This window comes from Nocardioides immobilis (assembly GCF_003515065.1).
GTDB lineage: Bacteria > Actinomycetota > Actinomycetes > Propionibacteriales > Nocardioidaceae > Nocardioides > Nocardioides immobilis.
Genome location: NZ_QXGH01000044.1, coordinates 1 through 26,296 on the forward strand (window position 1 = coordinate 1; position 26,296 = coordinate 26,296).

The window sequence follows — 26,296 nt, forward strand, 5'->3', positions numbered from 1 at the left end:
CCCACGACCAAGACCCGGAGAACCGGCGGCACCAGCGCCGGCGATCGCGCACGCCCGAAACGGATCCCGATCAGCGCCACGGCACCGAACCGCTCAGCGAGCCGCCCCGTGAAACGTCGAGGCTAGGGCGTGGCTCTCTAGACTGGCTGATCGTGGCCTTCGAGATTCCTGAGAACTTGCACCCCGACTGCGGTCCGATCGCGTGGCTGCTCGGCACCTGGCGGGGCAACGGCCACGGCGACTACCCGACGATCGAGCCGTTCCAGTACGGCCAGGAGCTGATCTTCCAGCAGGACGGCCGGCCCTTCTTCCACTACCTGGCACGCTCGTGGATCGTCGACGAGGAGGGCAACAAGGTGCGAGACGCCGCGCAGGAGACGGGGTTCATCCGGGCGCGGCCCGAGGGCAAGGTCGAGGTGCTGTTGACGCACATGACCGGGTTCGTGGAGATCTGGTACGGCGACGCCGCCTCCGGCAAGCTCGAGATCGTCACCGACGCGGTCGCCCGCACCGACTCGGCCAAGGAGTACGTCGGGGGCAAGCGGCTCTACGGCAACGTCGAGGGCGACCTTCTCTACGCCTTCGACATGGCCGCGATGGGCCAGCCGCTGCAACCGCACCTGTGGGCGAGGTTGCGACGTGCCTGATCCCGTTGATCGAGGAGGTCCCGAAGCGACCGTCTCGAGATCCGACTGGCGGCTGGCCCTGCGGGAGAAGGGCTACCGGCTGACGCCTCAGCGCGAGCTGATCCTGGCTGCCGTCGACGAGCTGGGTCACGCCACGCCCGACGAGGTGCTCGCCCAGGTCCGGCAGCACGCGTCCACGGTCAACGCGTCGACCGTCTACCGCACGCTCGAGGTGCTCGAGGAGCTGGGACTGGTTCGGCACGCCCACCTCAGCGACCGCGCGCCGACGTACCACTCGACCCGGGGCCACGAGCACTTCCACCTGGTCTGCCGTGATTGCCACCAGGTGATCTCGGTCCCGGCCGAAGATGCCGCGCCATTCGTGGAATCACTGGCCACCCGCCATGCGTTCTCCCCAGACCTGGGGCACTTGACCGTGTTCGGACGATGCCACGACTGCGAGGAGAAGCAATGACCGCGAGCCCGCTGCTGAAGCTGAGCGGTGCCGTTGCCGGCGACGGCATCGACGCGCCGGTCGCCGCGCACTACGGCTCCCTGTACGGCGAGCAGCGGGCGCTGGCCGCCGGCGAGGGCTTCGTCGACCTGTCCCACCGCGACGTCGTACGGATCAGCGGCCCGGACCGGCTGACCTGGCTCCACTCGCTGACCACCCAGGTCTTCGAGGGGCTCGAGCCCGGGGTGTGGACGCAGGCCCTGGTGCTCAGCCCGCAGGGGCACGTGGAGCACGCGTTCGCCGGTGTCGACGACGGGGAGGCGTTCACCGCGCACACCGAGCCTGGCGCTGCCGCGGCCCTCGTCGAGTTCCTCGACCGGATGCGGTTCCTCATGCAGGTCGAGGTCGCCGACGTCACCGCCGACGTCGCGGTCGCCTGGCGGCCTTCTGGCAAGTACGACCTGGTGCCGCGCGACCAGCTCGGCGCGTACGCCGAGGCTGCCGACCCCGCGGCCGGCCTGTGGGCGTTCGAGGCGCTCCGGATCGAGCGGGGCGAGCCGCGCTTCGGCATCGACACCGACCACCGGACGATCCCCAACGAGGTCGGCTGGATCGGCCCGGCCGTCCACCTCGACAAGGGCTGCTACCGCGGCCAGGAGACGGTCGCCCGCGTGCACAACCTCGGGCGGCCGCCGCGGCGGCTCACCCTGCTGCACCTCGACGGCTCCGAGAACCGGCTCCCGGCCGTCGGCGCGGACGTCACCGACGAGTCCGGCAAGGTCATCGGCAGGCTCGGCTCGTCGGCCCGCCACCACGAGCTCGGCCCGATCGCCCTCGCCCTCCTCAAGCGCAACCTCCCCACCGACGCCCCCCTCGTCGTCGAAGGGATGCCCGTCGCCCAGGAGGTTGTCGTCGACCCCGAGGTCGGCCTGCACTTCCGACGCTGACGGCGTCGGTTGATGGCTCGCGTCAGTTGACGTCTTCCGGCTTCGGCAGCCGGTCGATCGTGTTGTCCTCGAGGTACTCGTCGAACTTGTCCCTCGAGATCGCCGCCATCAGCTCGCGGGACTTCTCGATGTTGAGGTAGACGACGCTCGCCGCGCCCTCGTAGCCGGTGCCGTCGTTGAAGGCGGTCATCCAGTCGACATCGCCGGCGCCCTGGGTGACGACGTCGAGGCCCAGGTAGCGGATCTTGTTGTTCGTGAAGTCGTCATCGAGGATCAGCAGCTTGCCGAGGTCGCCGATCAGGTTGGTGACGGTGACCGGGTTCATCCGGGTCCCGCTCCGGGTCGCGTCGAACAGGACCCGGCGCAGGAAGTTCTGCTGGCGGTCGATCCGGTCGAAGTCGCCGCCGGGGAGGGAGTACCGCTCCCGGACGTACTCCAGCGCCTCCTTCCCGTCGAAGTGCTCCTTGCCGCCCTCGGCCGTCTCGAGGTCGACGCCGCCGAGGGTGTCGGTGATGCCGCGGAAGCCTTCGAAGTCGACCACCGCCACGTGGTCGATGTAGATGTCGAGCGTGTCCTCGAGCGTGTGCACCAGTAGCTCGGGACCGCCCAGCGAGAACGCTGCGTTGAGCTTGTCCTCCCCCTGCCCGGGAATGTCGACCCAGGAGTCTCGTGGGAACGAGACCACCTGGCTGGACTGGTGGTCCTCGGACAGGTGCCAGATCATCATCGTGTCGCTGCGGATGCCCGTCGCCGGGTCGCTGTCCGTCAGCAGCTCTCGGATGTTGTCGTCCCGGGCGTCGACCCCGACGAGCAGCACGTTGAGGGCCTCCTCCGGCTGGCTCCGCGAGGGCCGGTCGTCGCGGTCGAAGTCGGCGTCGAAGCGGGGGATGTCGTCGATCTTGCTGTTCAGCACGTACACCCACGAGCCGACTCCGATGGTGAGCACGAGGGCGAGCAGGCACAGGACGGTCAGCGCCTTGTGTCGCCGTACCCAGCCGGGAACTGCTGCACGGTGACGCTTCGTCTGGTCCGCGTTCTCGGTCGGTTCCTGGGCGGGAGCGTCCGGGGGCAGTTCCACGTGGCGTCTCTCTCCTGGTCTATCTGGGAGGAAGGGCGATGCCCCCCAGCGTCGTTCTTATAGTGCCATGGCCGGTATCGCCGCTGGGCGGTCGAGTCCGCCGCCGACGGCTACCCCGACAAGAAGGTGGCGCCGACCCACGTGCTCGCCGCGGTCGTCAAGGTCAGCGGCAACTGACGGTCGCCGAGCTTGTCGAGGCGCCTCGACAAGCTCGGCGGACGTGTCGTACTAGCTGTTGATCATGCCGGCGCCGACGGTCACGCCGGTCGCCTCGTCGATCAGGATGAACGAGCCCGTCGCGCGGTTCTTCGCGTAGGGGTCGCTCAGCAGCGGCACCGTGGTGCGCAGCTGGACCCGGCCGATCTCGTTGACGCCGAGCTCCTTGGTCTCCTGGTCGCGGTGCAGGGTGTTGACGTCCAGGCGGTACTGGATGTCCTTGACCAGGGCGCGACCGGTGCGGGTGGTGTGCTTGATGGCGAGCTTCTGCCGCGGCTTGAGCGGCGTCGTCGTCATCCAGCAGACCATCGCGTCGATGTCCTGACGCGGCTCCGGAGCGTTCTTGACCCGGGCGATCATGTCGCCCCGCGACACGTCGACGTCGTCCTCGAGGTGGACGGTCACCGACATCGGCGGGAAGGCCTCGGTGATCTCCTGGTCGAACAGGTCGATCTTCGAGATCCGCGACGTCATGCCGGAGGGCAGGACGACGACCTCGTCGCCCGGCTTCAGCACGCCGCCCGCGACCTGGCCCGCGTAGCCGCGGTAGTCGTGGAACTCGTCCGACTTCGGCCGTACGACGTACTGCACGGGGAACCGGGCGTCGATCAGGTCCCGGTCGGACGCGACGTGGACGTGCTCGAGGTGGTGCATGAGAGTGGGACCGGAGTACCACGGCATGTTCTCGGACCGGTTGACGACGTTGTCGCCATTGAGCGCCGAGATCGGGATGACCGAGAGGTCCGGGATGTTCAGCTTGGTCGCGAACGTCGTGAACTCGGCGTGTATCTTCTCGTAGATCTCCTGCGAGTAGTCGACGAGGTCCATCTTGTTCACCGCGAGCACGAGGTGCGGGACACGGAGCAGCGAGAGGATGACCGCGTGCCGGCGGGACTGCTCGGTGAGGCCCTGGCGGGCGTCGACGAGCACCAGGCCGAGGTCGGCGGTCGACGCACCGGTCACCATGTTGCGGGTGTACTGCACGTGCCCCGGGGTGTCGGCGATGATGAACTTGCGGTTGGGCGTCGCGAAGTAGCGGTAGGCGACATCGATGGTGATGCCCTGCTCCCGCTCCGAGCGCAGGCCGTCGGTCAGCAGCGCGAGGTCGGTGTAGTCGTAGCCCTTGGAGACGCTGGTGGCCTCGACGGCCTCCAGCTGGTCGGCGAAGATCGACTTCGAGTCGAGCAGCAGCCGGCCGATCAGGGTGGACTTGCCGTCGTCGACGGAGCCGGCCGTGGCGAACCGGAGAAGGTCCATGTTCGTGGTGCTCATCAGAAGTAGCCTTCCTTCTTGCGGTCTTCCATGGCGGCTTCGGAGAACCGGTCGTCCCCACGGGTCGCGCCGCGCTCGGTGACGGTCGCGACCGCGACCTCGGCGATGATCTCGTCGATCGTGGACGCCGTGCTCTCGACGCAGCCGGTGAGGGTCAGGTCGCCCACGGTGCGGAACCGCACGGTGCGCTCCTCGGCGACCTCGCCCTCGCGGCACGGGTTGTGCTCGCTCTCGGTCAGCAGCATGCCGTCGCGCTCGAACACGCTGCGCTGGTGCGAGTAGTAGATGGACGGGATCTCGATGCCCTCGCGGCCGATGTAGTCCCAGATGTCCAGCTCGGTCCAGTTGGAGATCGGGAAGATCCGCATGTGCTCGCCCTCGTGGATGCGGCCGTTGTAGAGGTTCCAGAGCTCCGGGCGCTGCATCTTGGGGTCCCACTGACCGAACTCGTCGCGGTGGGAGTAGACCCGCTCCTTGGCGCGCGCCTTCTCCTCGTCGCGGCGGCCGCCGCCGAACGCGGCGGTGAAGCCGTTCTCCTCGATCGCGTTGAGGAGGGTGCCGATCTGGTGCCGGTTGCGGCTGGTCTTGCCGTCGTCGACGACGATGCCGTCGGCGAGCGCCTGCTCGACGCTGGCGACGATCAGCCGCACGCCGAGGCGGTTGACCCAGTTGTCCCGGGTCGCGAGCACCTCGGGGAAGTCGAAGCCGGTGTCGACCTGGAGCACGGGGAACGGGATCTTCGCCGGGTAGAAGGCCTTCTCGGCGAGGCGCATCATCACGATGGAGTCCTTGCCGCCCGAGAACATCAGGACCGGCTTCTCGAACTCGGCCGCTACCTCGCGGAAGATGTGGATCGACTCTGCTTCGAGCTGATCCAGCTGGCTCAAGCGGTAGTCGCTATGGGTCTGGGTCATGGCGCCACATCGTGCCATGCACAGCCTTGCAGCGTGACATTCTCGCGACGCGCGTAGACAAATCTACGAGTTTGGCCGATAGGGTGCGTCCGTGCGGGAGGTCTCGACAGTCGCGACGGTCTCGACAGGCTCGACCAACGAGAGGGACTTCGTGGTCCGGCTCGGGTCGCGTGCGTCCGTCCCGGACGAGGTGCGCTCGCCGTGGGGCGTGCCCGAGTACGTCGCCCTCATGGCCCGCGAGCACGGCATCGACGAGGAGCTCCACCGGCTGGCGTACGGCGCCGCCCGTTCGGTGCGGCGCTTGGACCCCGCCCGGCTGCTGGCGCTCATCACGGCCATGGCCCGGCCACCGTCGGCCGAGCTCAACAAGGCCCGGCTCGCGGCAGCGTCGGGGATCCCGGCGACCACGATCTCGCCGTACATCGACGTCGTCGAGCGGCTTGGCCTGGTGCGGATGCTGCCGGGCACCCGCGCATCGGTGGCGAAGCGGGCGATCGGGCGGCCCCTCCTCCTCTTCGACGACCCGGCCGTCGCCCGCCACCTGGCCGGGGTGACGGCGCCCCGGCTGACCGAGCTGGAGGGCCGCAGCCGGCTGGCGCCGTTGCTGAAGGGCGTTGCCCTGGTCGAGCTGCTCCGGCAGCGCGACGCCAGCGACGTCGAGTACCGGCTGGGGCACCTGCGCGAGCGCAACGGCCTGGAGGTCGACGTGCTGGTCGAGCTCCCGGACGACACCGTCTACGGGATCGAGATCCGCACCGCGGCCAGCTTCCGTCCGCACCAGTTCCGCGCGCTCGAGGCGCTGGCCGTCCGTGCGGGGTCGCGGTTCCGCGGCGGGATCGTGCTCAACACCGCGCCCGTGGGGTTCAAGTACCGCCCCGGCATGTGGGGCCTGCCGATCTCTGCGCTGTGGGAGTGGCCGACCTGAGGATCGTCCCTCGCGCTACTCGCCGTTCATCGGGAGGTTGTCTCAAACTGCCCGGCGATTCCCCGGGTGTCGTACCGTGACCGCGTGAAGATTGCCGTTGTCGGTACCGGTTACGTCGGGTTGGCGAACGCCGTGATCCTGGCGCAGCACCATGAGGTGGTCGCCCTCGACATCGACCCGGTCAGGGTCGACCAGGTCAACGACCGGGTGTCCCCGATCGAGGACCCCGAGCTCGAGGACTACCTGCGCAACCGGCCGCTCGACCTCAAGGCGACCGTCGAACCAGCACTGGCCTACGCCGACGCCGCCTTCGTCGTCGTCGCCACCCCGACCGACTACGACGAGCGCACGCACTTCTTCGACACCTCGACGGTCGAGACGGTCATCAGCGAGATCCTCGAGATCGACCGGGACACCCCCGTGGTCATCAAGTCGACGGTTCCGGTGGGCTTCACCGAGCGGATGCGCCGGGAGCATCCCGGCGCCACGTTCATCTTCTCGCCCGAATTCCTCCGCGAGGGGCGCGCGCTCCGGGACAACCTGCACCCGTCCCGCATCGTGATCGGCGCCTCCGCCCGCTCCGGCGCCGCGGTCGCTCTCGGAAGGCGGTTCGCCGAACTGCTCGTCGAGGGAGCACTGGACGACGACGTACCGATCGTCGTCACCGAGCCGTCGGAGGCCGAGGCGATCAAGCTGTTCGCCAACACCTACCTGGCACTCCGCGTCGCTTACTTCAACGAGCTCGACACGTACGCCGCGACCCACGGCCTCGACACCCGGCAGATCATCGAGGGCGTCGGCCTCGACCCGCGGATCGGCGCGCACTACAACAACCCGTCCTTCGGGTACGGCGGCTACTGCCTCCCGAAGGACACGCTGCAGCTGCAGGCCAACTATCGCGACGTGCCGCAGAACCTGATCAGCGCGATCGTCGACGCCAACACCACGCGCAAGGACTTCGTCGCCGCCGACATCCTGCGCCGCAAGCCGGCGGTCGTCGGCGTCTACCGTCTGATCATGAAGTCGGGATCGGACAACTTCCGGATGTCGTCGGTGCAGGGCGTGATGAAGCGGATCAAGGCCAAGGGCGTCGAGGTGCTCATCTACGAGCCCGAGCTCGACGAGGACTCGTTCTTCAACTCCGAAGTGGTGCGGGACCTCGACGAGTTCAAGGCGCGGGCCGACGTGATCATCGCCAACCGGCGCACGGACGCGCTGGCGGACGTCAGCGAGCGGGTCTACACCCGCGACATCTACGGCCGGGACTGAGGCGCGGGCTTCTTCGCCGCGGCAGCCTTCTTGGCCTTGCGGTCGCCGGGGAGCTTCTCCAGCTCGGCGACCGTCGGCGCGCCGAACATCGGCAGGCCGGTCTGCTTGCGCAGGATGCCCCACACGACCGGGACCAGCACCAGCATCACGATGCCGACCAAGGCGACCACGACCGCCTCGAGGGTCTCGTGACCCTCGCCGAAGGGGTGCAGCCCGGCCTTGAAGAGGAGCGCGATGCCGGACATCGTCAGCACGACCACGATGCCGCGACGGATGTAGGACTGCGGCACCCGCGGCGCGATCCGGCTGCCGATGATCGTGCCGGGGACGGAGCCGATCACCAGCGGGATGAGCAGCGCCCAGTCGAGGCCGTGGATCATGATGTTGGCGATCGCGGCGCTGAGGACCAGTGGCACCGCCTGCACCAGGTCGGTGCCGACCAGCTTCACCGCGGACAGCCCGGGATAGAGCATCAGCAGCGCGATCATGATGACCGAGCCGGAGCCCACGCTGGTGATGCCGACCAGCAAGCCGCCGAGCATGCCGACGAGCAGGGTCGGGACCGGCCGGATCCGGGGGTTCTCGTCCGGGGTGGCGGCGCCGCTGCGCACCCGGCGCAGGTTGATGTAGAGCCGCAGGGCATAGGTGGACGCCGCGAACAGGAGCGCGATGCCGATGCAGAGCTTGAGAGTGCTCTCGAGCTGCTCGGGGTCGTCGGTGAGCCCGTCGACCAGGTAGGGGCCCACGAACGCCATCGGCACCGAGCCGGCGATCAGCCACGCTGCCAGGCGCAGGTTCGGCGATCCCTCCCTGGCGTGGGTCAGGGCACCACCGGTCTTGTAGATCGCGGCGGCCGTGAGGTCCGCCGTGACGATCGACGCGGTGTGCCCGACCCCGAGGAAGATCAGCGCCGGGGTCATCAGCGCGCCCCCGCCCATGCCGGTGAGTCCGACGACGACTCCGACGAAGAACCCGGCCGTCATGATGGACAGCGCGGTGAGGGTGAGCAGCTCGCTCATGGGTTGGTCCTTCCTGTACCCGCGAGGCGGGGCACGACGACGCGCAACAGCCCGTCGACCTGGTCGGCGGCCTGCTCGGCAGCGGCCCGCCCACGGTTGAAGGGGTCGCCGACCTCGTGCGCGGCGGTGCCCGTGGCGCGGCGGTGCCCGGCGTGCGCGATCAGCTCGCGCCCGACCAGCGTCTCGTCGATGCGCGCGACCGACTCGGCGAACTGACCGAGCGTGAAGACCTTCCGGAACGCGCTCGGAGCCTCCTCGAGCACGAAGTGCCGGTGGCTGGTCTCGGCGGTCAGCACCAGGTCGGCCGCCTCCACCAGCTCGCGGGTGAGCGGCCGGCTGCGGAACGACGCGAGGCGCTCGTCGCTGACGCCCCGGCTGAGGAGGACCCGGGCCATGGTGGAGTCGACGCCGCGGTCGACGAATCCGTGGGTGCCCGCGCTGGCGAACTGGACCGCGGTCGGGTCGTCGGTCAGGAAGGCGTCGGCACGCAGCTCCATGTACGGCGAGCGGCAGATGTTCGCCGTACAGACGAACAGGATGCTGAGGCTGCCGGCGGCCGCACGCGCGCCGTCGGCGACGTCGGCGGCCGGCGTCGGGATGCCGGGCAGGTCGACCGCCTGCTCCGGTGCGCGCCCGGCGCCCGGCGCCTCGTCGTCGACGAGGTCGAGGTAGCCCGCGCCGCGGAGTGCCACGAGGACGTCGTCGAGCGCGTCGTCGATGGTGCGGCCGGTGGTGTCGACCCGTACGTCGGCGTCCTGCGGCTCCTCGTAGGGCGAGGAGATGCCGGTGAACCCGGGGATCTCGCCGCGACGGGCCTTGGCGTAGAGGCCCTTGCGGTCGCGGCGCTCGCACTCCTCCAACGGCGTCGCGACGTGGACGAGGAAGAACGCCCCGCCGGCGTCGGCGACGTACTGCCGCACCTGCTGGCGGGTCTCGTCGAACGGCGCGATCGGGCTGCAGACCGCGACGCCGCCGTGCCGCGAGATCTCGGCCGCCACCCAGCCGATCCGACGGATGTTGGTCTCGCGGTCCGCCTTGGAGAAGGTGAGGCCGGCGGACAGGTTCCGCCGTACGACGTCGCCGTCGAGGCTGGTCAGGGAGCGACCGCCGTGCTCGAGGAGGCGGTCCATCAGTGCCTGGGCGAGGGTCGACTTGCCGCTGCCGGACAGGCCGGTGAAGAAGATGACCAGGCCCTGCTCGTCCCGCGGCGGCCGGTCGGCGCGGACGATCTCGGCCACCTCGGCCGTGGGAGCGCCGCCGGGGGCGAGGTCGATGACGGGGTTGGTGCCGGCGTAGTTGGCGACCACCTGGGCCCGCAGGGCCTCGCCGTGGGCGGCCAGGGGTACGGCGACGACGTCGATCGCGCCTCCCTCGGCCGCGACCAGGTCCGCGACCCGCAGCGTCGCGCGCAGCAGCCCGACCGCGGACAGGGCCGGCGTGCCGTGGCCGACGAGCGCCAGCACGGCGACGTCACCGAGCTCGCGCAGCTGCGCGACCTGCTCGTCGGTCATCGCGTCGGTCACGGTGACGAACGAGCGTCCGGCGTACCGTTCCCGGACGTCGGACGGCCGCAGGTAGAGACGGCGGAACGGGCCGTACTGGGCGTGCGTCAGCGGGGTGACCGACCAGCCGGCGCCGCCGCCACCACTGACGGTGGCCAGGGGCAGGCCCTCGGGGTCGACCAGCTCGACCGCGCCGCCGGCCGCGACCTCGTCGGCGAGGGCGTCGGGCAGGGCGAGGATGACCGGGCTCCCCGGCTCGTTGAAGCCGAGGACGGGCGCCATCGCGCCGGCCGACAGCAGCTCGAGGTCGTCCAGCTCGCGCGGCGACGGGCAGTGCTGAGGCAGGGGCGGGTTGGACACCCTGCGTATCTTGCCAAACCAAAGCAAGACAGTAGGCATTACCTCACGCGCTTGCCCAGCTGTGAACCAGTTCACGCTGTCTCAGCTTGCAAGTGCTAACTATTGCTAGCACTATGGGACCCATGGTGAAGGCAAGGGTGACCGAGACGGTCGGCGCACTGGGTGACTACCTCAAGGAGCAGCGCACGCAATCGCGCCTCTCCCTGCGGCAGCTCGCCGAGCAGGCCGGTGTCTCCAACCCGTACCTGAGCCAGATCGAGCGTGGGCTCCGCAAGCCATCGGCAGAGGTGCTGCAGCAGATTGCCAAGGCGCTGCGCATCTCGGCGGAGCAGCTCTACATCCGGGCAGGCATTCTCAACCCGGATGACGGCGTGGGTGGGTCGGTCGAGCTCGCCGTACTCGGCGATACCGGCCTCACCGAGCGGCAGAAGCAGTCGCTCCTCGATGTCTATTCGTCGTTCCTGGCGCTCAACGAGGCCGACGTTGTGCCTGAACCCACAGCACCCGTCGACAGCGATGTGCACAGTGAGGCCGACGAGACGACCGCCACCTCCTGAAATCAAGCACCACTCCCCCAACACAGAAGAAGGGTGTTATTCACCATGCCGAAGTTTGAGCTTCCGAAGTTCGAGGTCCCCAAGGTGGACCTGAAGTCGATCGACCTCCCCGAGGTCCCCGAGGTTGCCGCCAAGCCGCTGTACGCCGGTGTCGGCGCGACCGACCTGGCCGTCGAGAAGGTCAAGGGCTACGTCACCGAGGTCCAGACCAAGGTCAACGCCCGCGTTGCTGACGTGCAGAAGTCCGTCAAGGAGTTCGAGGTCCCGCAGCCGAAGAGCCTGCAGGACAAGGCTGTCGCGCAGTTCAACGACATCCGCGCGAAGTTCGAGGCCAAGCTCTCCGAGCTCCAGGCCGACGCCAAGGCGCTGCCGACCAAGGTCCAGACGACCGTCAAGAGCCGGTACGACGAGAACGTGTCGACCGTGACCGGCACCTACGCCGACCTCGCCAAGCGCGGCGAGTCCGTCGTCATCAAGCTCCGCAAGGGTGACGCGGTGAAGGCCCCGGCCTCGGTGCCCGGCTCCGTGGCGAAGAACGCCCCGGCCAAGAAGGCCCCCGCCAAGAAGGCGCCGGCCAAGAAGGCTCCGGCCAAGAAGACCGCTGCCAAGTGATCTAGCAGCTCAGCTGCCGGTGAGGCCCCGAGGGTGATCCCTCGGGGCCTCGCTCCATTTCTGGCCGTTAGGATCGGGGCATCATGGATGTGTTTGTGTTCGAGGGCTACGTGTCGCTGGCCGTGTTCTTCGTGCTGCTCGTGATCAAGATATTCGCGTTCGTCAACGCGTTGCTCTACTCGGCGGAGTCCTACCTGGCCGCCGACAAGCTCAACAAGCCGACGTGGTGCATCCTGCTCGGCGTCGCGGTGGTCCTCCAGCTGCTGCCGCTGCCGCTCACGATCGTGAACCTGGCGATGACGATCGCCGCGCTCGTCTACCTCGCCGATGTGCGGCCCGCCCTTGCGGGTCTGCGCCGTCGCTGACGAGCTCACCGATTTCGTAAACATATGTTCTCTCGTTCCGTACCCTCGGTATCCCCGCCGTCGTTACGGTAGGGATTGCCGGCGCCTGTGGGGGCGCCGTGGGCAGACATGACGACGGCGTGGGAGTGGGACCTGTGATCGGTGACAGCGCAATTCGGCCCTGGGGCTCGTGGCAGGTGCTGGACGAGGGCGACGGCTTCAAGGTGAAGCGGATCGTCGTCGAACCCGGCTCCCGGCTCTCGTACCAGACCCACGAGCACCGCGCCGAGCACTGGACCGTGGTCTCCGGCACCGCCACCTGCGTGATCGACGGAGCCGTCCGGGTGCTGAACGTCGCCGACTCCGTCAACGTCGCGATCGGCGAGCCGCACCGGATCACCAACGAGCACGACGAGAAGCTGGTCATCATCGAGGTCCAGCACGGCTCCTACACCGGCGAGGACGACATCTGCCGGCTCGAGGACGACTACGGGCGGGTCGAGGTCAACTGACCTCCCTGCTCCGCTGACTCACTGCCCGCGGGCCGCCTCGCTCGCTGCCTGGGCCTCCTCCTCGGCCCGGTTGGCGGGAGGCCCTAGAGTCAGGCGCCATGAAGGTTCTCGTCACCGGCGGCGCCGGTTACCTCGGCTCGATCACCTCGAAGGCACTGGAGCAGGCCGGCCACACGCCCGTCCTCCTCGATTCGCTGCTGGTCGGGCCGCGGCAGTTCACCGAGGGCCGGACCTTCTACGAGGGCGACATCGCCGACCGCGCGCTGGTCCGCCGGGTCGTCGACGAGAACCCCGAGATCGAGGCCACGATCCACATGGCCGCGCGGATCGTCGTACCCGAGTCCGTCGAGCTGCCCTACGAGTACTACCGCGACAACGTCGCCAAGTCGCTGGAGCTCTTCGACGAGCTCGAGAAGCTCGGCAAGCCGCGGATCCTGTTCTCCTCGACGGCGTCGCTCTACGCGCTGCAGCCGGCCTTCGAGGTCCGGGAGACCGACGAGGTCGCGCCGACCTCGCCGTACGCCCGGACGAAGCGGATGATGGAGCAGGTCCTCGAGGACATCGCCAAGGCCACCACGCTGCGGGCGATCATCCTGCGCTACTTCAACCCGATCGGCACCGACCCGGACCTCGAGACCGGCTACCACGTCAAGGACGCGACGCACGTGGTGCCGCTGCTCGCGCAGACCGCGCTGGGCTACCGCGAGTCGTTCACGATCACAGGCACCGACCTGCCGACGCGCGACGGCACCGGCATCCGCGACTACATCCACGCGTGGGACCTGGCGAAGGCGCACGTGCGCGGGGTGGAGAGGTTCGACGAGGTCATCGAGGCCGAGGGCGCGCCGTACTCCTACATCAACATCGGCGGTGGCGACGGGGTCACCGTCAAGGAGCTGATCGCCGCTGTCGAGCGGGTCGTCGGCAAGCCGGTGCCGACCACCGAGGCGCCGCCGCGGCCGGGCGACGGGGTGGGTGCGTTCGCCAACGCGGACAAGGCGGCCGCGCTGCTGGACTGGCGCACCGAGGCGACGCTGGACGAGGCGATCGCCTCTGCGCTGGCCTGGGGCGAGAAGCGGAAATCGGTCCTCGGCTACGAGTGACCCGCGAAGTGTCGATCTTGGTCCCGCGACACTTCGGAGGGCCAACCGTGACACTTCGGCGGTCAGTACGCGCCGCGGCCCATGATGACGACGCCGAGGGTGCGCCACAGGATGTTGAGGTCCTGCAGCATCGACCAGTGGTCGACGTAGTAGAGGTCGAGCCGGATGGCGTGCTCCCAGGAGAGGTCCGAGCGGCCGGAGACCTGCCAGAGGCCGGTCATGCCGGGGCGCACGTGGAGCCGGCGCCGGGCGGCGACGTCGTAGCGCGCCACCTCGTGGGGGAGCGGCGGGCGCGGGCCGACCAGGCTCATGTCGCCGCGGACGACGTTCCACAGCTGCGGGAGCTCGTCGAGGGAGAAGCGACGCAGCCACCGGCCGGGCTTGGTGATCCGGGGGTCGTGCGCCATCTTGAACAGGCCGCCGTCGTAGCCCGTCGCCACGTGGAGGGCCGCGAGCAGGTCCTCGGCGTCGACGACCATCGTGCGGAACTTCGCGCAGCGGAACGGCACGCCCTGGCGTCCCACCCGTGACTGCTGGAAGAGGACCGTGCCGCCGTCGTGCAGCTTGATCCGCAGCGCGATGAAGAGGAACAGCGGGCTGAAGGCGACCAGCAGGCCGAGGGCACCGACGACGTCGAAGGTGCGCTTGCCGATGCGGGTGGCCTGCGCCCACGCCGGCGCACCGAGGTGCATCAGCGGGAGCCCGCCGACCGGACGGAAGGAGGCACGGTCGCTGATCGTGATGCCGGTGGCGCTCTGGGCGACGACGACGTCGATGCCGCGCTCCTCGAGCTGCCAGACCTTCTCCTGGAGGTCCTGCGCGGAGGTCGACCCGCCGCCGGCGAACAGGATCACCTGGGCCTCGGACTGCAGGGCGGCGCGCGCGACGTCGTCGGTCGTGCCGACCACGGGTACGCCGCCGACGGTGTGGCTGGCGTCGCCGGGCGGGGTCACCGCACCGATCACGCGGTAGCCCAGCCATGCCGTGCGGTCGAGCACGCCGTGGATGTCGTCGACGTGCTCTGGTGACCCGGCGATGAGGACCGGTACGCCGAGGTGGCCGGCGCTGCGGGCTCGTTGGAGCAGCTTGCGCGCTCCCCAGCGGGAGAGCAGGAGGCCGGGCACGCCGAGGGTGAAGAGCAGCAGGAAGAACCCGCGGGAGACGTCGGCCTGGGTGATGAACAGGATGAGGGCCAGCAGCCCGGTGTGGGCGAGGCTCGCGTTGAGGACCCGCTTGTACTCGTCGCTGCCGCCGCCGAGCACCTGCCGCCGGTAGCCGCCGCCCAAGGCGATGACCATGGCCCAGCCGAGCACGAGCAGCGGTCCGGTCGTGGAGCCGGCGAGGTCGTCGTGGGCCTGCGGGTCGAAGAGCGGCATGCCGTCCTCGAGGAACGAGGAGAGGCCGGCGGCCGTCGCGATCACGGCGCTGTCGAGCAGGATCAGGGCGCCAGGGAGGAACCGGAGGGAGCGACTCGCAGGGCGGGCCAGCGCCTCGCGGCGCAAGGCAGCAGTGTGTCCGATCACTGCCGTCACGTGATCACCTCAGCTGTCGTTTCGTCGCGGGGACTACTGATGGTGCTTTCCCCTGGCCGACATGCAGGTCCAACGACCTGCCTATTGATGGGTTACACCTTGCAGGGTTTTGTCTAGACCGGCGGCGTTTTGGCCAGAATCGCCACCTCAGATACCGCCGATCTCGAGACGCCGTAGGGTCGTTCTCCCATGATTCGCGCTCCGCACCCGATCCTGCGATTCGTGCGCGTGGTGATCTTGATCGCGTTGCTCGTCCCCGTCGGTCTGGTGGCAACAGCGTGCTCGGACCCGACGGGGAACACCGGCCCGGGGGCGTCGAGCGAAGCGCCTGAGCCAGGCACCTCGACCGGTCATCCGTCCGGTCCCCGCTCCACCGTGACCGCCCCCACGGTCGATCCCGCGCTGCCGCTGGCGGGCCGGGTCGTCGTACTCGATCCTGGGCACCAGCTCGGGAACGCCGCGTTCCCCGCCGAGGTGAACAGCCCGTCGACGCGGGCGGGTTCACCAAGCCTTGCAACACGACAGGGACCGCGACCGACGGGGGCTATCCGGAGGCGACGCTCACCTGGGAAGTGGCGAGGGCAGCGCGGCAGGCGCTGCAGGGACTCGGGGCCCGGGTCCTGCTGACCCGGTCGACGAACGACGCGAGCGGGTGGGGCCCGTGCATCGACGAGCGGGGTCGCGCGGGCAACCCCGGCCGACCGGGCCCGCCAGCCGACCTGAAGGTCAGCATCCACGCGGACGGCACCTACGCAGGCGGTGCCCACGGGTTCCACGTCATCGCGCCGGAGTCGCGAGCGCCGTGGACGACCGACATCGCCGCGCCGTCGCTGCGGCTGGCCGAGGTGGTCAGGGACGCGCTGGTCGCGGAGGGGCTGGCGCCGTCGACGTACGCCGGCAGCGACGGGATCGACGTCCGTGGGGACCTCGGCACGCTGAACCTGGCCGACATCCCGACCGTCATGGTCGAGCTGGGCAACATGCGCGACCCGGGCGACGCGGTGCTGATGACCAGCGCCGCAGGTCGGAGGGCCTACGCGTCCGCGTTGGCGTCGGCGATCGAGCGCTTCCTGGCCTTGTGAGCCGACGAGCGTTGCTCCTTGGTGGGCTTGCGGGAGTGCGTCTGCGCACTGGTGATCGAGTTGCGACGCTTGCCGCCGTAGTGGCCGCCGTGCGGGCAGGCGCGACCGTACTTCGCCCGACATCGGGCCTTCCTCATCCATCTGCGGAGAGCTCGCATCCGGACCCCGGAACCTTTCCCCCAGAGAAACTCGCATGCAGGTCGTCCCGAGGGGGCCAAGTCTGCCTCGTGAACCAGCGGATCGCCATCTGGTCTGGACATTTGCGGTTGCCGGAAGCGGACTGTCGCCAGGTCGGTAGTGTCGCCGTCATGCCCGTCGAATCCTCGGGGTGCGCGTGAGCGGCATCCACACCGCGCACTGGGACGACTGGACGCTCGACGATCTCCTCGAGGCGAAGGGCGACACCCGGGTCAGCCTGGTCGTTCCGGCGCGCAACGAGGCCGGCACCGTCGGCGGCGTCGTCGGCAGGGTGCGCGAGCGCCTGGTCGAGACCGTCTCGCTCGTGGACGAGATCGTCGTGATCGACAGCGACTCGACCGATGCGACGTACGACGTCGCGGCCTCCGCCGGTGCCGACGTGCACCGCGCATCGGAGATCCGGCCGGACCTCGGCACCCACCCGGGCAAGGGCGAGGCGATGTGGAAGTCGCTCTTCGTGACCGACGGAGACCTCATCGTGTTCATGGACGCCGACCTGACCGACTGGGACACCCACTTCGTGCCCGGCCTGCTCGGGCCGCTGCTCGCGTGGCCCGAGGTCCAGCTGGTCAAGGGCTACTACGAGCGGCCGGGTGAGCAGGGGCCGCTCGACGGCGGCCGGGTCACCGAGCTCGTCGCCAGACCGCTGATCTCGTTGCTGTTCCCCGCGCTGCAGGACCTGGTGCAGCCGCTCGCCGGCGAGTGGGCCGTGCGCCGCTCCCACTTCGCGTCGCTGTCGGTGCCGACCGGGTACGCCGTCGAGCTAGCGGCGCTGGTCGACACCGCCGCCGCACACGGGGCCTCCGCGATCGCGCAGGTCGACCTGGGCACCCGGTCCCACGGCCACCAGCCCCTCCTGGATCTCGGCACCATGGCCGTGCAGATCCTGGCTGGCGCGCTGGCCCGTGCCGAGTCGGCGCGTCTCGTCTCCGGAGGAGCGCCGGGTCGGCGCATCCTGGAAGGCGCCGACTCGGCGATCCTGCGACAGTTCCTGCCGGGACCGGTGCCGTTGGACCGGGTCGTGGAGGTCGTCGAGCGGCCGCCGGCGAAGGGTCTGCTGTGACCCTGAAGCTCGGCCGGCACTCGTTCGCCGACGACGCCACGCTGATGATGGCGATCGTCAACCGCACCCCCGACTCCTTCTACGACCAGGGCGCCACCTGGGCCGAGGACGCCGCGTTCGCGCGGGTCGCAGCGGTCGTCGAGCAGGGCGCGGAGATCGTCGACATCGGCGGCATCAAGGCGGCGCCGGGCCAGGAGATCTCGGCAGCGGAGGAGAAGGAACGGGTCGTCGACCTCGTGGCGAGGGTGCGGTCGTCGTACCCGTCGCTCGTGATCTCGGTCGACACCTGGCGCGCCGAGGTGGGCGCGGCCGTCTGCGCGGCCGGCGCCGACCTGCTCAACGACGCCTGGGGCGGCGCCGACCCGGAGCTGGTCGACGTGGCTGCGGAGCACGGCGCCGCCATCATCTGCACCCACACCGGCGGCGTCACGCCGCGCACCCGCCCGTTCCGGATCGAGTACGACGACGTGGTCGCCGCGGCCATCGACGACACCGTCCGCTACGCCGAGCGGGCGCTCGCCGCGGGCGTGGCGCGGGAGTCGATCGTCATCGACCCGGCCCACGACTTCGGCAAGAACACCTTCCACTCCCTCGAGGTCACCCGCCGGCTCGGGGAGATGGTCGACACCGGCTGGCCGGTGCTGGTGTCGCTCTCGAACAAGGACTTCGTCGGCGAGACCCTCGACCTGCCGGTCGGGGAGCGGCTGGTCGGCACTCTCGCGGCGACGGCGGTGTGCGCGCTCGCGGGCGCCCGGATCTACCGGGTGCACGAGGTCGTGGAGACCCGCCAGGTCGTCGACATGGTGTGGACGATCGCCGGTCGCCGGCCGCCACAGCGGGCGATCCGGGGGCTGGCATGAAGATCGCTCTGGTGCCGGGTGTGCCGGCGCTGCTGCCGTCGTACTCCTCCATCGAGGACCCGGTAGCCGACCTGCGGAAGGCCTGCCTCGCGGCGGTGACGGACCTCGGGCCGCGGGTGCGCGTGGTGACCGGCCAGGACCCGGGCCTGCGGGTCGCCCGCCATCTGGTGGCGGAGGCGGGCGCGGAGGAGTCCGCGGACGAGCCGACCGGCATCCTCGTCGTCGGCAACGGCTCGGCCAAGCGCACGTCCAAGGCGCCCGGCGACTTCGACGAGCGCGCCGAGGTCTTCGACGACGACCTGCGCCGCGCGCTGCTCGAGCCCCTCCCCACCGCGCTCAGTGCCATCGACGCGCGGCTGGCCGAGGAGATGTGGGCCGATGTCGAGGGCATCCGAACCCTGGGGGAGCTGCTGACGCCCGCCGACACTGCGGAGGTCGCCTACGACGCGGCGCCGTACGGCGTGCAGTACTGGGTCATCAGCTGGAGGTAGGCCGCTGCACTGCGCTCATCCAGCTTTTCCAGCACAGGTTGCGCGGCACCGCCACACTGGGTCCGTGGAGATCAGGAGCCGTGAGATCCCGTCCTGGCAGCAGGCGGCGCTCGCCACGGGCGCGTTCACCGCGCTGCTCTGGGCGATCGAGATCGTCGACACCGCGAGCGACGACAGCCTGCAACGGCACGGTGTGCAACCGAGGTCGGACGAGGGACTGCTGGGCATCGTGTTCGCGCCGTTCCTCCACGGCGGTTGGGACCACATCTCCGCCAACACCGGGCCGGTGCTGGTGCTCGGCTTCCTCACCCTCGCCACCGGCCTGATCCGCGGCCTGGCCGCCACGGCCGTGATCTGGGTCGTCGGCGGGCTGGGCGTGTGGCTGGTGGCGGGCAGCAACTCCAACCACATCGGTGCGTCGGGCCTGATCTTCGGGTGGATCGTGTACCTGGCGATCCGGGGGATCGTGAACAAGCAGCTGTGGGAGATCGCGCTCGGCATCGTCGTGCTGGTCCTGTACGGCGGTGCGTTGTGGGGGGTGCTCCCCGGACAGCCCGGAGTCTCCTGGCAGGGCCACCTCTTCGGCGCGATCGGGGGCGCGCTGGCGGCGATGCTCCTGACCAACGAGCGGCTGGCTGAGGTCGGAACCCGGCTCAACCGTTAGACCGCCTCTCGCAACGAGCCGGCGCCGCCGTACCGTAGCGGTCCGTGAGCGACCTGCTGATCGAGCGCCGTGACGGCGTCCTGGACATCACCTTCAACCGCCCGCACCGCCGCAACGCGTTCACGCGGGCGATGTACGGCGAGCTCCGGCAGCTCTGGATCGACACGGCCGCCGATCGCGAGGTACGGGTGGTGGTGCTGCGGGGCGCCGGCGGTCAGGCGTTCGCCGCCGGCAACGAGATCTCCGACTTCGTCGAGACCGACGACGTCGTCGAGTACGAGACCTGGATCCGGGAGATGCTCGACGGCCTCTTCGCGCTGCCGCAGGTGACCATCGCCGCGATCGACGGCGTGTGCGTCGGCGGCGGCCTCGCCGTGGCCACCAGCTGTGACCTCCGGGTGGCGACGGCAGCCAGCCGGTTCGGCTACCCGATCGCCCGCACCCTCGGCAACGCGCTGTCGGCACCGGTGCTCTACCGCTGCGCCGCGGTGTTCGGGGAGTCGCTGACCCGCGAGATGCTGCTGGCGTCGCGGCTGGTCGGCGCCGACCGGGCCTACACCGCGGGTGCCCTGCTGGGCTGCGTCGACGACCGCGACGCGCTCGACCGGGAGGTGGCCAGCCTGGTGGACGGGATCGTCCAGGCCTCGCCGGTCACGCTGCGGGTCACCAAGGAGCAGCTGCTCGCCCGCGCGCGGGTCGTCGAGTCGGCGCCCGCCGACGAGGAGCGGGTCCTGCGCGAGGTCTACGGCGGGCCCGACTTCGCCGAGGGCGTGCGGGCGTTCCTGGCCAAGGAGAAGCCGGTCTTCGGGAAGGACTGAGGGCGGCTACCCGCTCGCTCGCACCACCAGGGCAGGCGGGAAGATCACCCGGATCGGCTGCGGTTCCCGCACACCCTCGATCTGCTCGAGGAGCAGCCGGGTGGCGTGCTCGGCCATCTCGCCGACCGGGTGGCGGACCGTGGTCAGCGGGGGGTTCGCACGCTCGGCGATCTCGAGGTCGTCGTAGCCGGTGACGGCGATGTCGTCGGGCACCCGGCGTCCTGCTTCGGCGAGCACGCGCATCGCGCCGATGGCCATCAGGTCGGACGCCACGACGAGGCCGTCGATCTCGGGGTGCTTCGCGAGCAGCTCGACGGCCGCCTCCTGGCCGCCGACCTCGGTGAAGTTGCCGTAGGCCACGGCGTCGTCGGGCAGCCCCGCGTCGCGGAGCGTGGACCGCCACCCCTCGAGCCGGTCGATGCCGGCCGCCATGTCCACCGGCCCCGCGATCGTCGCGATCCGGCGGCAGCCCCGGTCGATCAGCCGCTGGGTGACCAGCCGGGAGCCGGCGGTGTTGTCGGTGTCGACGTACGCCACCTTGTCGGCGCCGGTCCAGGGCCGGCCGACGAACGCACACGGGAGCGCCAGCGACGCCAGGTGCTCGGCGAGCCGGTCGCCGGAGTGGTGGGAGACGACGATCGCGCCGTCGATGTGGCGACGGCGCAGGTAGCGAAGCATCCGGCGCTCCTCCTCGCCGGGCCGGGCGAGCAGCAGCACGAGCTGGAGGTCGCGGGGCATGAGCACCCGGTTGACGGACCTCAGGGTGTGGACGAAGAACGGGTCGGTGAAGACCCGCTCGTCCGGCTCCGGGACGACCAGGGCGACCGAGTCGGTACGGCGGGTCACCAGGCTGCGGGCGGCCGGGTTCGGCGTGTAGCCCAGGGTCTGGACCGCTGACTCGACCGCGGCGCGTGCGCCGGGGGACACCCGGATGCCGCCGTTGATCGCCCGGGAGGCTGTCGCCCGCGACACCCCCGCGAGACGCGCGACCTCGTCGAGCGTAGGCGCGTCGCCCGGCGCGCTTCCGGGGTCGCTCGGCGGCTGGCTCACGCTGGGCACGTTATCGGTCGCTCCCGGCGGGGGCCGCGCTGCCGGCCCCGCCTTCCGGGGGAGGCAGGGCGGACGTCGCCGCGACCTGTCCGTAGCGAACCGCGCTCGTCTTCGGCGTCCGGAGTTGGGTCTCGTAGTCCACGCGCACGATCCCGAACCGCTGTCCGTAGCCGTACGCCCACTCGAAGTTGTCGAGGAGCGACCAGGCGAAGTAGCCACGGACGTCCACGCCCGCGGCCAGCGCCGCGTGCACGGCCCGCAGGTGGGCCTGGATGTAGTCCCACCGGTCGGGGTCGTGGACCGAGCCGTCGGGGCCGACCACGTCGTCGTACGCCGCGCCGTTCTCGGTGATGAACATGGGCGGTACGTCGTACTCCTCGTGCAGCCGGACGAGCAGCCGGGTCAGGCCCTCCGGCTGGACCTCCCAGTCCAGGCCCGTCACCGGAAAGCCGCGACGGGGGAACGTCAGGTCCTCGCCCCCCGGGAACGGCGACCTGATCGGCCGGGTCGGGTGCTCGATCCGGGAGCCCAGCAGCTTCGCCGCGTCGTGCGGACGGCCCGACGCGCCGTCGCCGTGGTAGTAGTTCACGCCCAGGACGTCGAGCGGCGTGCCGATGAGCGCGAGGTCCCCGTCCAGCACGTGGTCCTCCCAGCTCTTGCCCTGCCAGGTCATCCCGGCGGTGATCGTGTGCAGCTCGTCGGCGTACTGCCCGCGGAGAAGGGGGTCCAGGAACATCCGGTTCCACAGGTGCTCGACGCGGTGAGCCGCGTCGACATCCGCCGGCTCCGACGGGTCGAACGGCTCGGCGACGGTGAGGTTGAGGGTGATGCCGAGGTCGGCCCCGGTGTCACGCCGGCGGAGCTCGTCGACGACGAGTCCGTGGCCGAGCATCAGGTGGTGCGCGGCGACGATGCCGGCGACGCCCTCCTGGCGGCCGGGTGCGTGCTGGCCGCCGGTGTAGCCGAGGAACGCCGAGCACCACGGCTCGTTCATCGTGGTCCAGTACGGCACCCGGTCGCCGAGCGCGTCGTAGAGCGTGAGCGCGTAGTCGGCGAACCTGTAGGCGGTGTCGCGGTTGGTCCAGCCGCCGGCGTCCTCGAGGGCCTGGGGCAGGTCCCAGTGGTAGAGCGTGGCCCAGGGGGTGATGCCGGCCTCGAGCAGCCGATCGACCAGCCGCGCGTAGAAGTCGATCCCTGGCTGGTTCGGCGCGCCGCCGTCCGGGCGCACTCTCGGCCACGCCGTGGAGAACCGGTAGGCGCCGAGGTTCAGCGACGCCATCAGGTCGACGTCTCCGGGCATCCGGCGGTAGTGGTCGCACGCCACGTCGGCGACGTCACCGCCGACGACGGCGCCGGGCACCCGCGCGAACGTGTCCCAGATCGAAGGGGTGCGGCCGTCGTCGGCGACGGCGCCCTCGATCTGGTACGACGCCGTGGCGGCTCCCCAGAGGAAGCCGGGCGGGAACCGCAGCTCGTCGCGTTGGACGGCGGCGGTCGTCGTACTGGCGTCTGTCGTCGTCATCCCTTGACCGCTCCTTGCATGATGCCGGCAACCAGTTGGCGACCGGACAGGGCGAACAGGATCAGGAGGGGGATGGTGGCCATCCCCGCGCCGGCCAGGACCAGGGCGTAGTCGGTGGTCTGCCCCTGCCCCGTCAGTGCCAGCCGGTCGAGGGCGATCTGCAGGGTCTCGGTCTTCTGGAGGGCGACCAGCGGCCACATGTAGTCGGTCCAGACGGTCATGAACGTGAAGAGGAACAGGATCGCCATCGCCGGCCGGGCGGCGGGTACGGCGACCGTCCAGAACGTCCGGATCATCGTGCAGCCATCCATCCGCGCAGCCTCGATCAGCTCGTCGGGAACCGCGTCCACGAGGTACTGCCGCATGAAGAAGACACCGAACGCGGTGACCAGCGTCGGCAGGGCGACCGCGACCAGGGTGTCGAGCAGGCCGTAGTCACGCATCAGGATGAACAGCGGGACGATCGCGAGCTGGGTCGGGACGGCCATCGTCATCACGACGAAGCCCATCAGCGCGTTGCTGCCGCGGAACCGGAGCTTGGCGAAGGCGTAGCCGGCCAGTGTGGAGACGAACATGACCGACGCGGCGCAGGCGCTGGAGACGATGAGGCTGTTGAGCATCGCCGACCAGAAGTCGGTGGTGTCGAGCACCCGGCGGGCGTTGTCGAGGAAGTTGCCGCCCGGCACCAGCGGCGGCGGGATCTGGTTGGCGTCCTCCTTCGTGTGCGAGCCGATGACGAACGACCAGTAGAGCGGGACGGCAGAGCCGATCACGAACGCTGCGAGCAGGCCGTAGACGACGAACCCGGGTCGGCGCGTCATTTCGGGGTCCCCGCGGTGTTGTTCGGAGGAGCGCAGCGGGGGAGAAGAACACCGTGGGGTGATTTCATGCCTGCCTCCGGGTGACGAGGCGGGTGATCCCGAAGTTGAGCAGGGCGATGCCGACGATGATCAGGAACAGCACCCACGCGGCGGCCGAGGCCCGGCCGTAGAACTGGTCCTCGATCCCCTTCACGTAGATGTAGAGCGTGGAGGTCATGTACTGGTGGTCCGGTCCGCCCTCGCGCTGCGGGGTGTCGTCGAAGAGCCGGGGCTCGGTGAAGATCTGGAGGCCGCCGATCGTGCTCGTGACGATCACGAAGATCATCGTCGGCCGGATCATCGGCAGGGTGACGGAGAAGACCTGGCGGATCCGGCCGGCCCCGTCGAGGGCCGCGGACTCGTAGAGGTCCCGTGGCACGGCCTGCATCGCCGCGAGGAAGATGAGCGCGTTGTAGCCGGTCCAGCGCCAGTTGACCATGCCGGCGATCGCGAAGTGGCTCCACCAGCGGTCGACGTGCCAGCGGATCGGCTCGAGGCCGATGCCGTCGAGGATCGCGTTGACGACGCCGTACTTGTCGGCGAAGAGGCTGCCGAAGATCAGCACCGCTGCCGTGGGCGCGACGACGAACGGCAGCAGGACGCTCATCCGCCAGAAGGTCCGGCCGCGGAGGTGGGTGTCGAGCAGCGCCGCCACCGCGACCGCGACGATCACCTGCGGCACCGAGGACATCAGGAAGATGCTGAACGTGTTGACAAGCGACTTGAGGAAGACCGGGTCGGTCAGGACGAACCGGTAGTTCTCCAGGCCGATGTACTCGCCGCGCTGGTAGTAGAGGCGGTCCCAGTCGTGGAGGGAGAGGTAGCCGGTGTAGATCAGCGGGAACAGGCCGACCAGGCCGAACAGGATGAAGAAGGGCGAGATGTAGAGGTACGGCGACAGTTGCAGGTCCCAGCGGGAGAGCCGCCGCCGCCGTACGAGCCGGGCGTGATTGCCCGCCGGGGTCGCGTCGGCCGCGGCCTCGGCGGGCGAATCGAGGCGGGTGCTCACTGCAGGCTTTCGACCTCGGTCACGAACGTCTCCCACGACTCCTCCGGATCCCCACCCTGGTCGACCCGGGTGATCGCCTCCTGGAACTTGCCCAGGATGTCGGAGTAGAGCGGGCCGTGGTACGGCTGGACCGTGATGGCGCTCGCGCGGTTCGAGAAGATCTCGCCCACCGGAGCGGCGTTGAAGTACGGGTCGGTGGAGCTGAGCAGGGCGGGGTCCTCGAGCGCCGCGACCTGCGACGGGAAGTTGCCGTACTGCTCGAAGATCTGGATCTGCTGCTCAGGCGCGGTGATCCAGGCCGCGAACTCCTTGGCCTGCTCCTGGTGTGCGGAGGACTTCGGGACGGACAGGTAGGAACCGCCCCAGTTGCCGGCACCGCCGGGGAAGACGTCGGCGACGTCCCAGACGACGCCGTTCGGGGCGGGGTCGCCGGTGTTGTCGCGGATGTTGCTGCGCATCCAGCCCGGGCACGGGATGGTCGCGAAGCCGTCGTTCTGGAAGCCGGCGGTCCAGTCGTCGCTCCACTGCGAGACGCCGGTCGACAGCGAGCCGGAGTAGCCGGTGACGGTGTCGTAGACCGCACGGAGGTCGTCGTTCTCGACGTCGACGCTGTTGTCGGCCTGCTCGAACGGGTACTCGACCTGGTTGAGCATCGCCTGTGCGACCGACCCCGAGGCGTCGTACCACTTGGCGTCGCTCTCGGCGACGAACTCCTCGCCGAGGGCGTAGTAGTCGTCCCAGGTGGTCATCAGGGCGGCGACCTCGGCCCGGTCGGTCGGGAGGCCCGCGTCCTCGAACAGGTCGGCGCGGTAGCAGATGGCCTCCGGGCCCGCGTCGGTCGCGTAGCCGAGCAGCGCGCCGTCGGACGTCGTCGCCGCTGCGGACTTGAACTCGAGCCAGCGGCCGTCGACCTCGTCGCTGGAGAGGTCGACCCACCGCTCAGGAGCAGCGACGAGAGCCGGCATGAAGTCGCCCTCGATCGCCACCACGTCGGGAAGTCCCTCGTTGGCCTGGAGCAGCGTGTTGAGCTCGTTCTTCCAGTCGTCCCACAGGGAGACCTTGGTCTGCTCGACCTGGAGCTCGGGATGCTCCTCGTTCCACTGGGCGATGAGCTCGTCGTAGCCGAACTCGCCGAAGGTGGTGATGGTGAGCGACTCGCCCTCGCCCAGCTCCTCCTGGTCGGCGGACTTGGTGGGGTCGCTGTCGTCGCCGCAGGCGGCGGTCAGCCCGAGGACGAGGGCGGCAACGGCACCAAGTGCGAGGCGCCCCCGGTGACTGGGTGGCCGGCGACCCGGCCCGGTGGTGGTGATGCGCACGATGACTCCTGCCGTAGTGCTTCAGGGAACGTCGAGATGGGGGCAAGGCGGGTGGAAGGGTGTGAGAGCGCTTCCATATGTCTTGGTCGGTTACCATGACATGGGTCACACCGTCTGTCAA

General features: G+C 69.9%; 26 protein-coding genes and 1 pseudogene. 16 read left to right on the forward strand and 11 right to left on the reverse strand.

What is annotated here, in order from left to right; translation table 11 throughout:
* The first annotated feature begins 152 nt into the window (after window positions 1-152).
* The 3 genes from D0Z08_RS28885 to ygfZ are packed head-to-tail and all read left to right on the forward strand — an operon-like array spanning window position 153 to window position 2,027.
* The gene (locus tag D0Z08_RS28885; RefSeq protein WP_118928752.1) at window positions 153-647 is read left to right on the forward strand and encodes a heme-binding beta-barrel domain-containing protein; all 495 of its coding nucleotides are present in this window, start codon (window positions 153-155) and stop codon (window positions 645-647) included.
* Window positions 640-1,101: a Fur family transcriptional regulator gene (locus tag D0Z08_RS28890; protein WP_118928753.1), complete on the forward strand. Its 462-nt coding sequence runs from the start codon at window positions 640-642 to the stop codon at window positions 1,099-1,101. Before D0Z08_RS28885 ends, D0Z08_RS28890 begins: the two co-directional genes overlap by 8 nt.
* A complete protein-coding gene (gene ygfZ, locus D0Z08_RS28895) occupies window positions 1,098-2,027 on the forward strand; it encodes a CAF17-like 4Fe-4S cluster assembly/insertion protein YgfZ (protein ID WP_118928754.1) in 930 nt (309 codons plus the stop codon). Before D0Z08_RS28890 ends, ygfZ begins: the two co-directional genes overlap by 4 nt.
* A gap of 22 nt (window positions 2,028-2,049) precedes the next feature.
* Here ygfZ and D0Z08_RS28900 read toward each other — a convergent pair whose 3' ends face one another.
* The 3 genes from D0Z08_RS28900 to cysD form a co-directional block, all read right to left on the reverse strand.
* Window positions 2,050-3,105 carry an LCP family protein gene (locus tag D0Z08_RS28900; RefSeq protein WP_118928755.1) on the reverse strand — a complete coding sequence of 352 codons (1,056 nt, stop codon included), beginning with the start codon at window positions 3,103-3,105 and terminating at the stop codon, window positions 2,050-2,052.
* Between the two features lie 228 nt (window positions 3,106-3,333).
* A complete protein-coding gene (locus D0Z08_RS28905; RefSeq protein ID WP_245994613.1) occupies window positions 3,334-4,593 on the reverse strand; it encodes a sulfate adenylyltransferase subunit 1 in 1,260 nt (419 codons plus the stop codon).
* A complete protein-coding gene (cysD, locus tag D0Z08_RS28910) occupies window positions 4,593-5,507 on the reverse strand; it encodes a sulfate adenylyltransferase subunit CysD (protein WP_118928756.1) in 915 nt (304 codons plus the stop codon). Before cysD ends, D0Z08_RS28905 begins: the two co-directional genes overlap by 1 nt.
* Window positions 5,508-5,736: 229 nt before the next feature.
* Between cysD and D0Z08_RS33800 the strand changes: the two are divergent.
* A pseudogene (locus D0Z08_RS33800) lies at window positions 5,737-6,249 on the forward strand (DUF4143 domain-containing protein); the annotation flags it as partial.
* A gap of 267 nt (window positions 6,250-6,516) precedes the next feature.
* Window positions 6,517-7,701 carry a nucleotide sugar dehydrogenase gene (locus D0Z08_RS28920; protein ID WP_118928799.1) on the forward strand — a complete coding sequence of 395 codons (1,185 nt, stop codon included), beginning with the start codon at window positions 6,517-6,519 and terminating at the stop codon, window positions 7,699-7,701.
* Here the strand turns inward: D0Z08_RS28920 and D0Z08_RS28925 are convergent.
* Both D0Z08_RS28925 and cysC read right to left on the reverse strand, forming a co-directional pair.
* The gene (locus tag D0Z08_RS28925; protein ID WP_118928758.1) at window positions 7,686-8,720 is read right to left on the reverse strand and encodes a sulfite exporter TauE/SafE family protein; all 1,035 of its coding nucleotides are present in this window, start codon (window positions 8,718-8,720) and stop codon (window positions 7,686-7,688) included. The two genes, D0Z08_RS28920 and D0Z08_RS28925, sit on opposite strands and share 16 nt — an antisense overlap.
* Window positions 8,717-10,582 carry an adenylyl-sulfate kinase gene (cysC, locus tag D0Z08_RS28930; RefSeq protein WP_245994615.1) on the reverse strand — a complete coding sequence of 622 codons (1,866 nt, stop codon included), beginning with the start codon at window positions 10,580-10,582 and terminating at the stop codon, window positions 8,717-8,719. The genes D0Z08_RS28925 and cysC overlap by 4 nt, the downstream gene beginning before the upstream one ends.
* Before the next feature lie 137 nt (window positions 10,583-10,719).
* Between cysC and D0Z08_RS28935 the strand changes: the two genes are divergently transcribed.
* The 5 genes from D0Z08_RS28935 (at window position 10,720) to galE (ending at window position 13,710) form a co-directional block, all read left to right on the forward strand.
* Window positions 10,720-11,139, forward strand: a complete 420-nt coding sequence (locus D0Z08_RS28935) for a helix-turn-helix domain-containing protein (protein ID WP_281271791.1) — start codon at window positions 10,720-10,722, stop codon at window positions 11,137-11,139.
* A 45-nt stretch (window positions 11,140-11,184) separates the two neighbouring features.
* The gene (locus D0Z08_RS32795) at window positions 11,185-11,751 is read left to right on the forward strand and encodes a hypothetical protein (RefSeq protein ID WP_220454439.1); all 567 of its coding nucleotides are present in this window, start codon (window positions 11,185-11,187) and stop codon (window positions 11,749-11,751) included.
* Window positions 11,752-11,834: 83 nt separating this feature from the next.
* Window positions 11,835-12,116: a DUF2516 family protein gene (locus D0Z08_RS28945; protein ID WP_118928761.1), complete on the forward strand. Its 282-nt coding sequence runs from the start codon at window positions 11,835-11,837 to the stop codon at window positions 12,114-12,116.
* A 119-nt stretch (window positions 12,117-12,235) separates the two neighbouring features.
* Window positions 12,236-12,607, forward strand: coding sequence for a phosphomannose isomerase type II C-terminal cupin domain (locus tag D0Z08_RS28950; RefSeq protein ID WP_245994616.1), 372 nt, complete (start codon window positions 12,236-12,238; stop codon window positions 12,605-12,607).
* A 98-nt stretch (window positions 12,608-12,705) separates the two neighbouring features.
* Window positions 12,706-13,710 (forward strand): UDP-glucose 4-epimerase GalE, encoded by a 1,005-nt coding sequence (gene galE / locus D0Z08_RS28955; protein ID WP_118928763.1) that lies wholly within the window; start codon window positions 12,706-12,708, stop codon window positions 13,708-13,710.
* 62 nt (window positions 13,711-13,772) lie between these two features.
* Here the strand turns inward: galE and D0Z08_RS28960 are convergent, their stop codons facing one another.
* On the reverse strand, window positions 13,773-15,242 hold the full coding sequence (locus D0Z08_RS28960; RefSeq protein WP_118928764.1) for a sugar transferase: 1,470 nt from the start codon (window positions 15,240-15,242) through the stop codon (window positions 13,773-13,775).
* Window positions 15,243-15,814: 572 nt separating this feature from the next.
* Here D0Z08_RS28960 and D0Z08_RS33235 point away from each other — a divergent pair.
* The 6 genes from D0Z08_RS33235 (at window position 15,815) to D0Z08_RS28990 (ending at window position 20,418) form a co-directional block, all read left to right on the forward strand.
* Window positions 15,815-16,324, forward strand: a complete 510-nt coding sequence (locus D0Z08_RS33235; protein WP_245994618.1) for an N-acetylmuramoyl-L-alanine amidase family protein — start codon at window positions 15,815-15,817, stop codon at window positions 16,322-16,324.
* A 334-nt stretch (window positions 16,325-16,658) separates the two neighbouring features.
* On the forward strand, window positions 16,659-17,585 hold the full coding sequence (locus D0Z08_RS28970; protein ID WP_245994619.1) for a glucosyl-3-phosphoglycerate synthase: 927 nt from the start codon (window positions 16,659-16,661) through the stop codon (window positions 17,583-17,585).
* Window positions 17,582-18,445, forward strand: a complete 864-nt coding sequence (gene folP, locus D0Z08_RS28975; RefSeq protein ID WP_220454431.1) for a dihydropteroate synthase — start codon at window positions 17,582-17,584, stop codon at window positions 18,443-18,445. The genes D0Z08_RS28970 and folP overlap by 4 nt, the downstream gene beginning before the upstream one ends.
* Complete coding sequence (locus D0Z08_RS28980; RefSeq protein WP_118928801.1) at window positions 18,442-18,936, forward strand: class III extradiol ring-cleavage dioxygenase family protein; 495 nt, start codon at window positions 18,442-18,444, stop codon at window positions 18,934-18,936. The genes folP and D0Z08_RS28980 overlap by 4 nt, the downstream gene beginning before the upstream one ends.
* Before the next feature lie 64 nt (window positions 18,937-19,000).
* Entirely contained in the window at window positions 19,001-19,600 is a 600-nt protein-coding gene (locus D0Z08_RS28985) for a rhomboid family intramembrane serine protease (RefSeq protein WP_118928766.1), read from the forward strand.
* A 44-nt stretch (window positions 19,601-19,644) separates the two neighbouring features.
* Window positions 19,645-20,418 carry an enoyl-CoA hydratase-related protein gene (locus D0Z08_RS28990; protein ID WP_118928767.1) on the forward strand — a complete coding sequence of 258 codons (774 nt, stop codon included), beginning with the start codon at window positions 19,645-19,647 and terminating at the stop codon, window positions 20,416-20,418.
* 6 nt (window positions 20,419-20,424) lie between these two features.
* On the opposite strand, the gene D0Z08_RS28995 is transcribed toward D0Z08_RS28990, so the two are convergent.
* The 5 genes from D0Z08_RS28995 to D0Z08_RS29015 form a co-directional block, all read right to left on the reverse strand.
* Window positions 20,425-21,468: a LacI family DNA-binding transcriptional regulator gene (locus D0Z08_RS28995; protein WP_220454432.1), complete on the reverse strand. Its 1,044-nt coding sequence runs from the start codon at window positions 21,466-21,468 to the stop codon at window positions 20,425-20,427.
* 10 nt (window positions 21,469-21,478) lie between these two features.
* Window positions 21,479-22,990, reverse strand: a complete 1,512-nt coding sequence (locus D0Z08_RS32800; protein WP_118928769.1) for a glycoside hydrolase family 1 protein — start codon at window positions 22,988-22,990, stop codon at window positions 21,479-21,481.
* Entirely contained in the window at window positions 22,987-23,811 is an 825-nt protein-coding gene (locus D0Z08_RS29005) for a carbohydrate ABC transporter permease (protein WP_118928770.1), read from the reverse strand. Before D0Z08_RS29005 ends, D0Z08_RS32800 begins: the two co-directional genes overlap by 4 nt.
* Window positions 23,812-23,875: 64 nt before the next feature.
* Window positions 23,876-24,859: a carbohydrate ABC transporter permease gene (locus D0Z08_RS29010; RefSeq protein WP_118928771.1), complete on the reverse strand. Its 984-nt coding sequence runs from the start codon at window positions 24,857-24,859 to the stop codon at window positions 23,876-23,878.
* Window positions 24,856-26,175 (reverse strand): ABC transporter substrate-binding protein, encoded by a 1,320-nt coding sequence (locus D0Z08_RS29015; protein WP_245994620.1) that lies wholly within the window; start codon window positions 26,173-26,175, stop codon window positions 24,856-24,858. The genes D0Z08_RS29010 and D0Z08_RS29015 overlap by 4 nt, the downstream gene beginning before the upstream one ends.
* Window positions 26,176-26,296: the final 121 nt, after the last annotated feature.

Coding starts and splice junctions, on each gene's coding strand:
- D0Z08_RS32795 (WP_220454439.1), top strand. CDS start 11,185: ATGCCGAAGTTTGAGCTTCCGAAGTTCGAGGTCCCCAAGGTGGACCTG.
- D0Z08_RS29005 (WP_118928770.1), bottom strand. CDS start 23,811: ATGACGCGCCGACCCGGGTTCGTCGTCTACGGCCTGCTCGCAGCGTTC.
- D0Z08_RS28925 (WP_118928758.1), bottom strand. CDS start 8,720: ATGAGCGAGCTGCTCACCCTCACCGCGCTGTCCATCATGACGGCCGGG.
- cysD (WP_118928756.1), bottom strand. CDS start 5,507: ATGACCCAGACCCATAGCGACTACCGCTTGAGCCAGCTGGATCAGCTC.
- D0Z08_RS28945 (WP_118928761.1), top strand. CDS start 11,835: ATGGATGTGTTTGTGTTCGAGGGCTACGTGTCGCTGGCCGTGTTCTTC.
- ygfZ (WP_118928754.1), top strand. CDS start 1,098: ATGACCGCGAGCCCGCTGCTGAAGCTGAGCGGTGCCGTTGCCGGCGAC.
- D0Z08_RS28905 (WP_245994613.1), bottom strand. CDS start 4,593: ATGAGCACCACGAACATGGACCTTCTCCGGTTCGCCACGGCCGGCTCC.
- D0Z08_RS32800 (WP_118928769.1), bottom strand. CDS start 22,990: ATGACGACGACAGACGCCAGTACGACGACCGCCGCCGTCCAACGCGAC.
- galE (WP_118928763.1), top strand. CDS start 12,706: ATGAAGGTTCTCGTCACCGGCGGCGCCGGTTACCTCGGCTCGATCACC.
- D0Z08_RS28980 (WP_118928801.1), top strand. CDS start 18,442: ATGAAGATCGCTCTGGTGCCGGGTGTGCCGGCGCTGCTGCCGTCGTAC.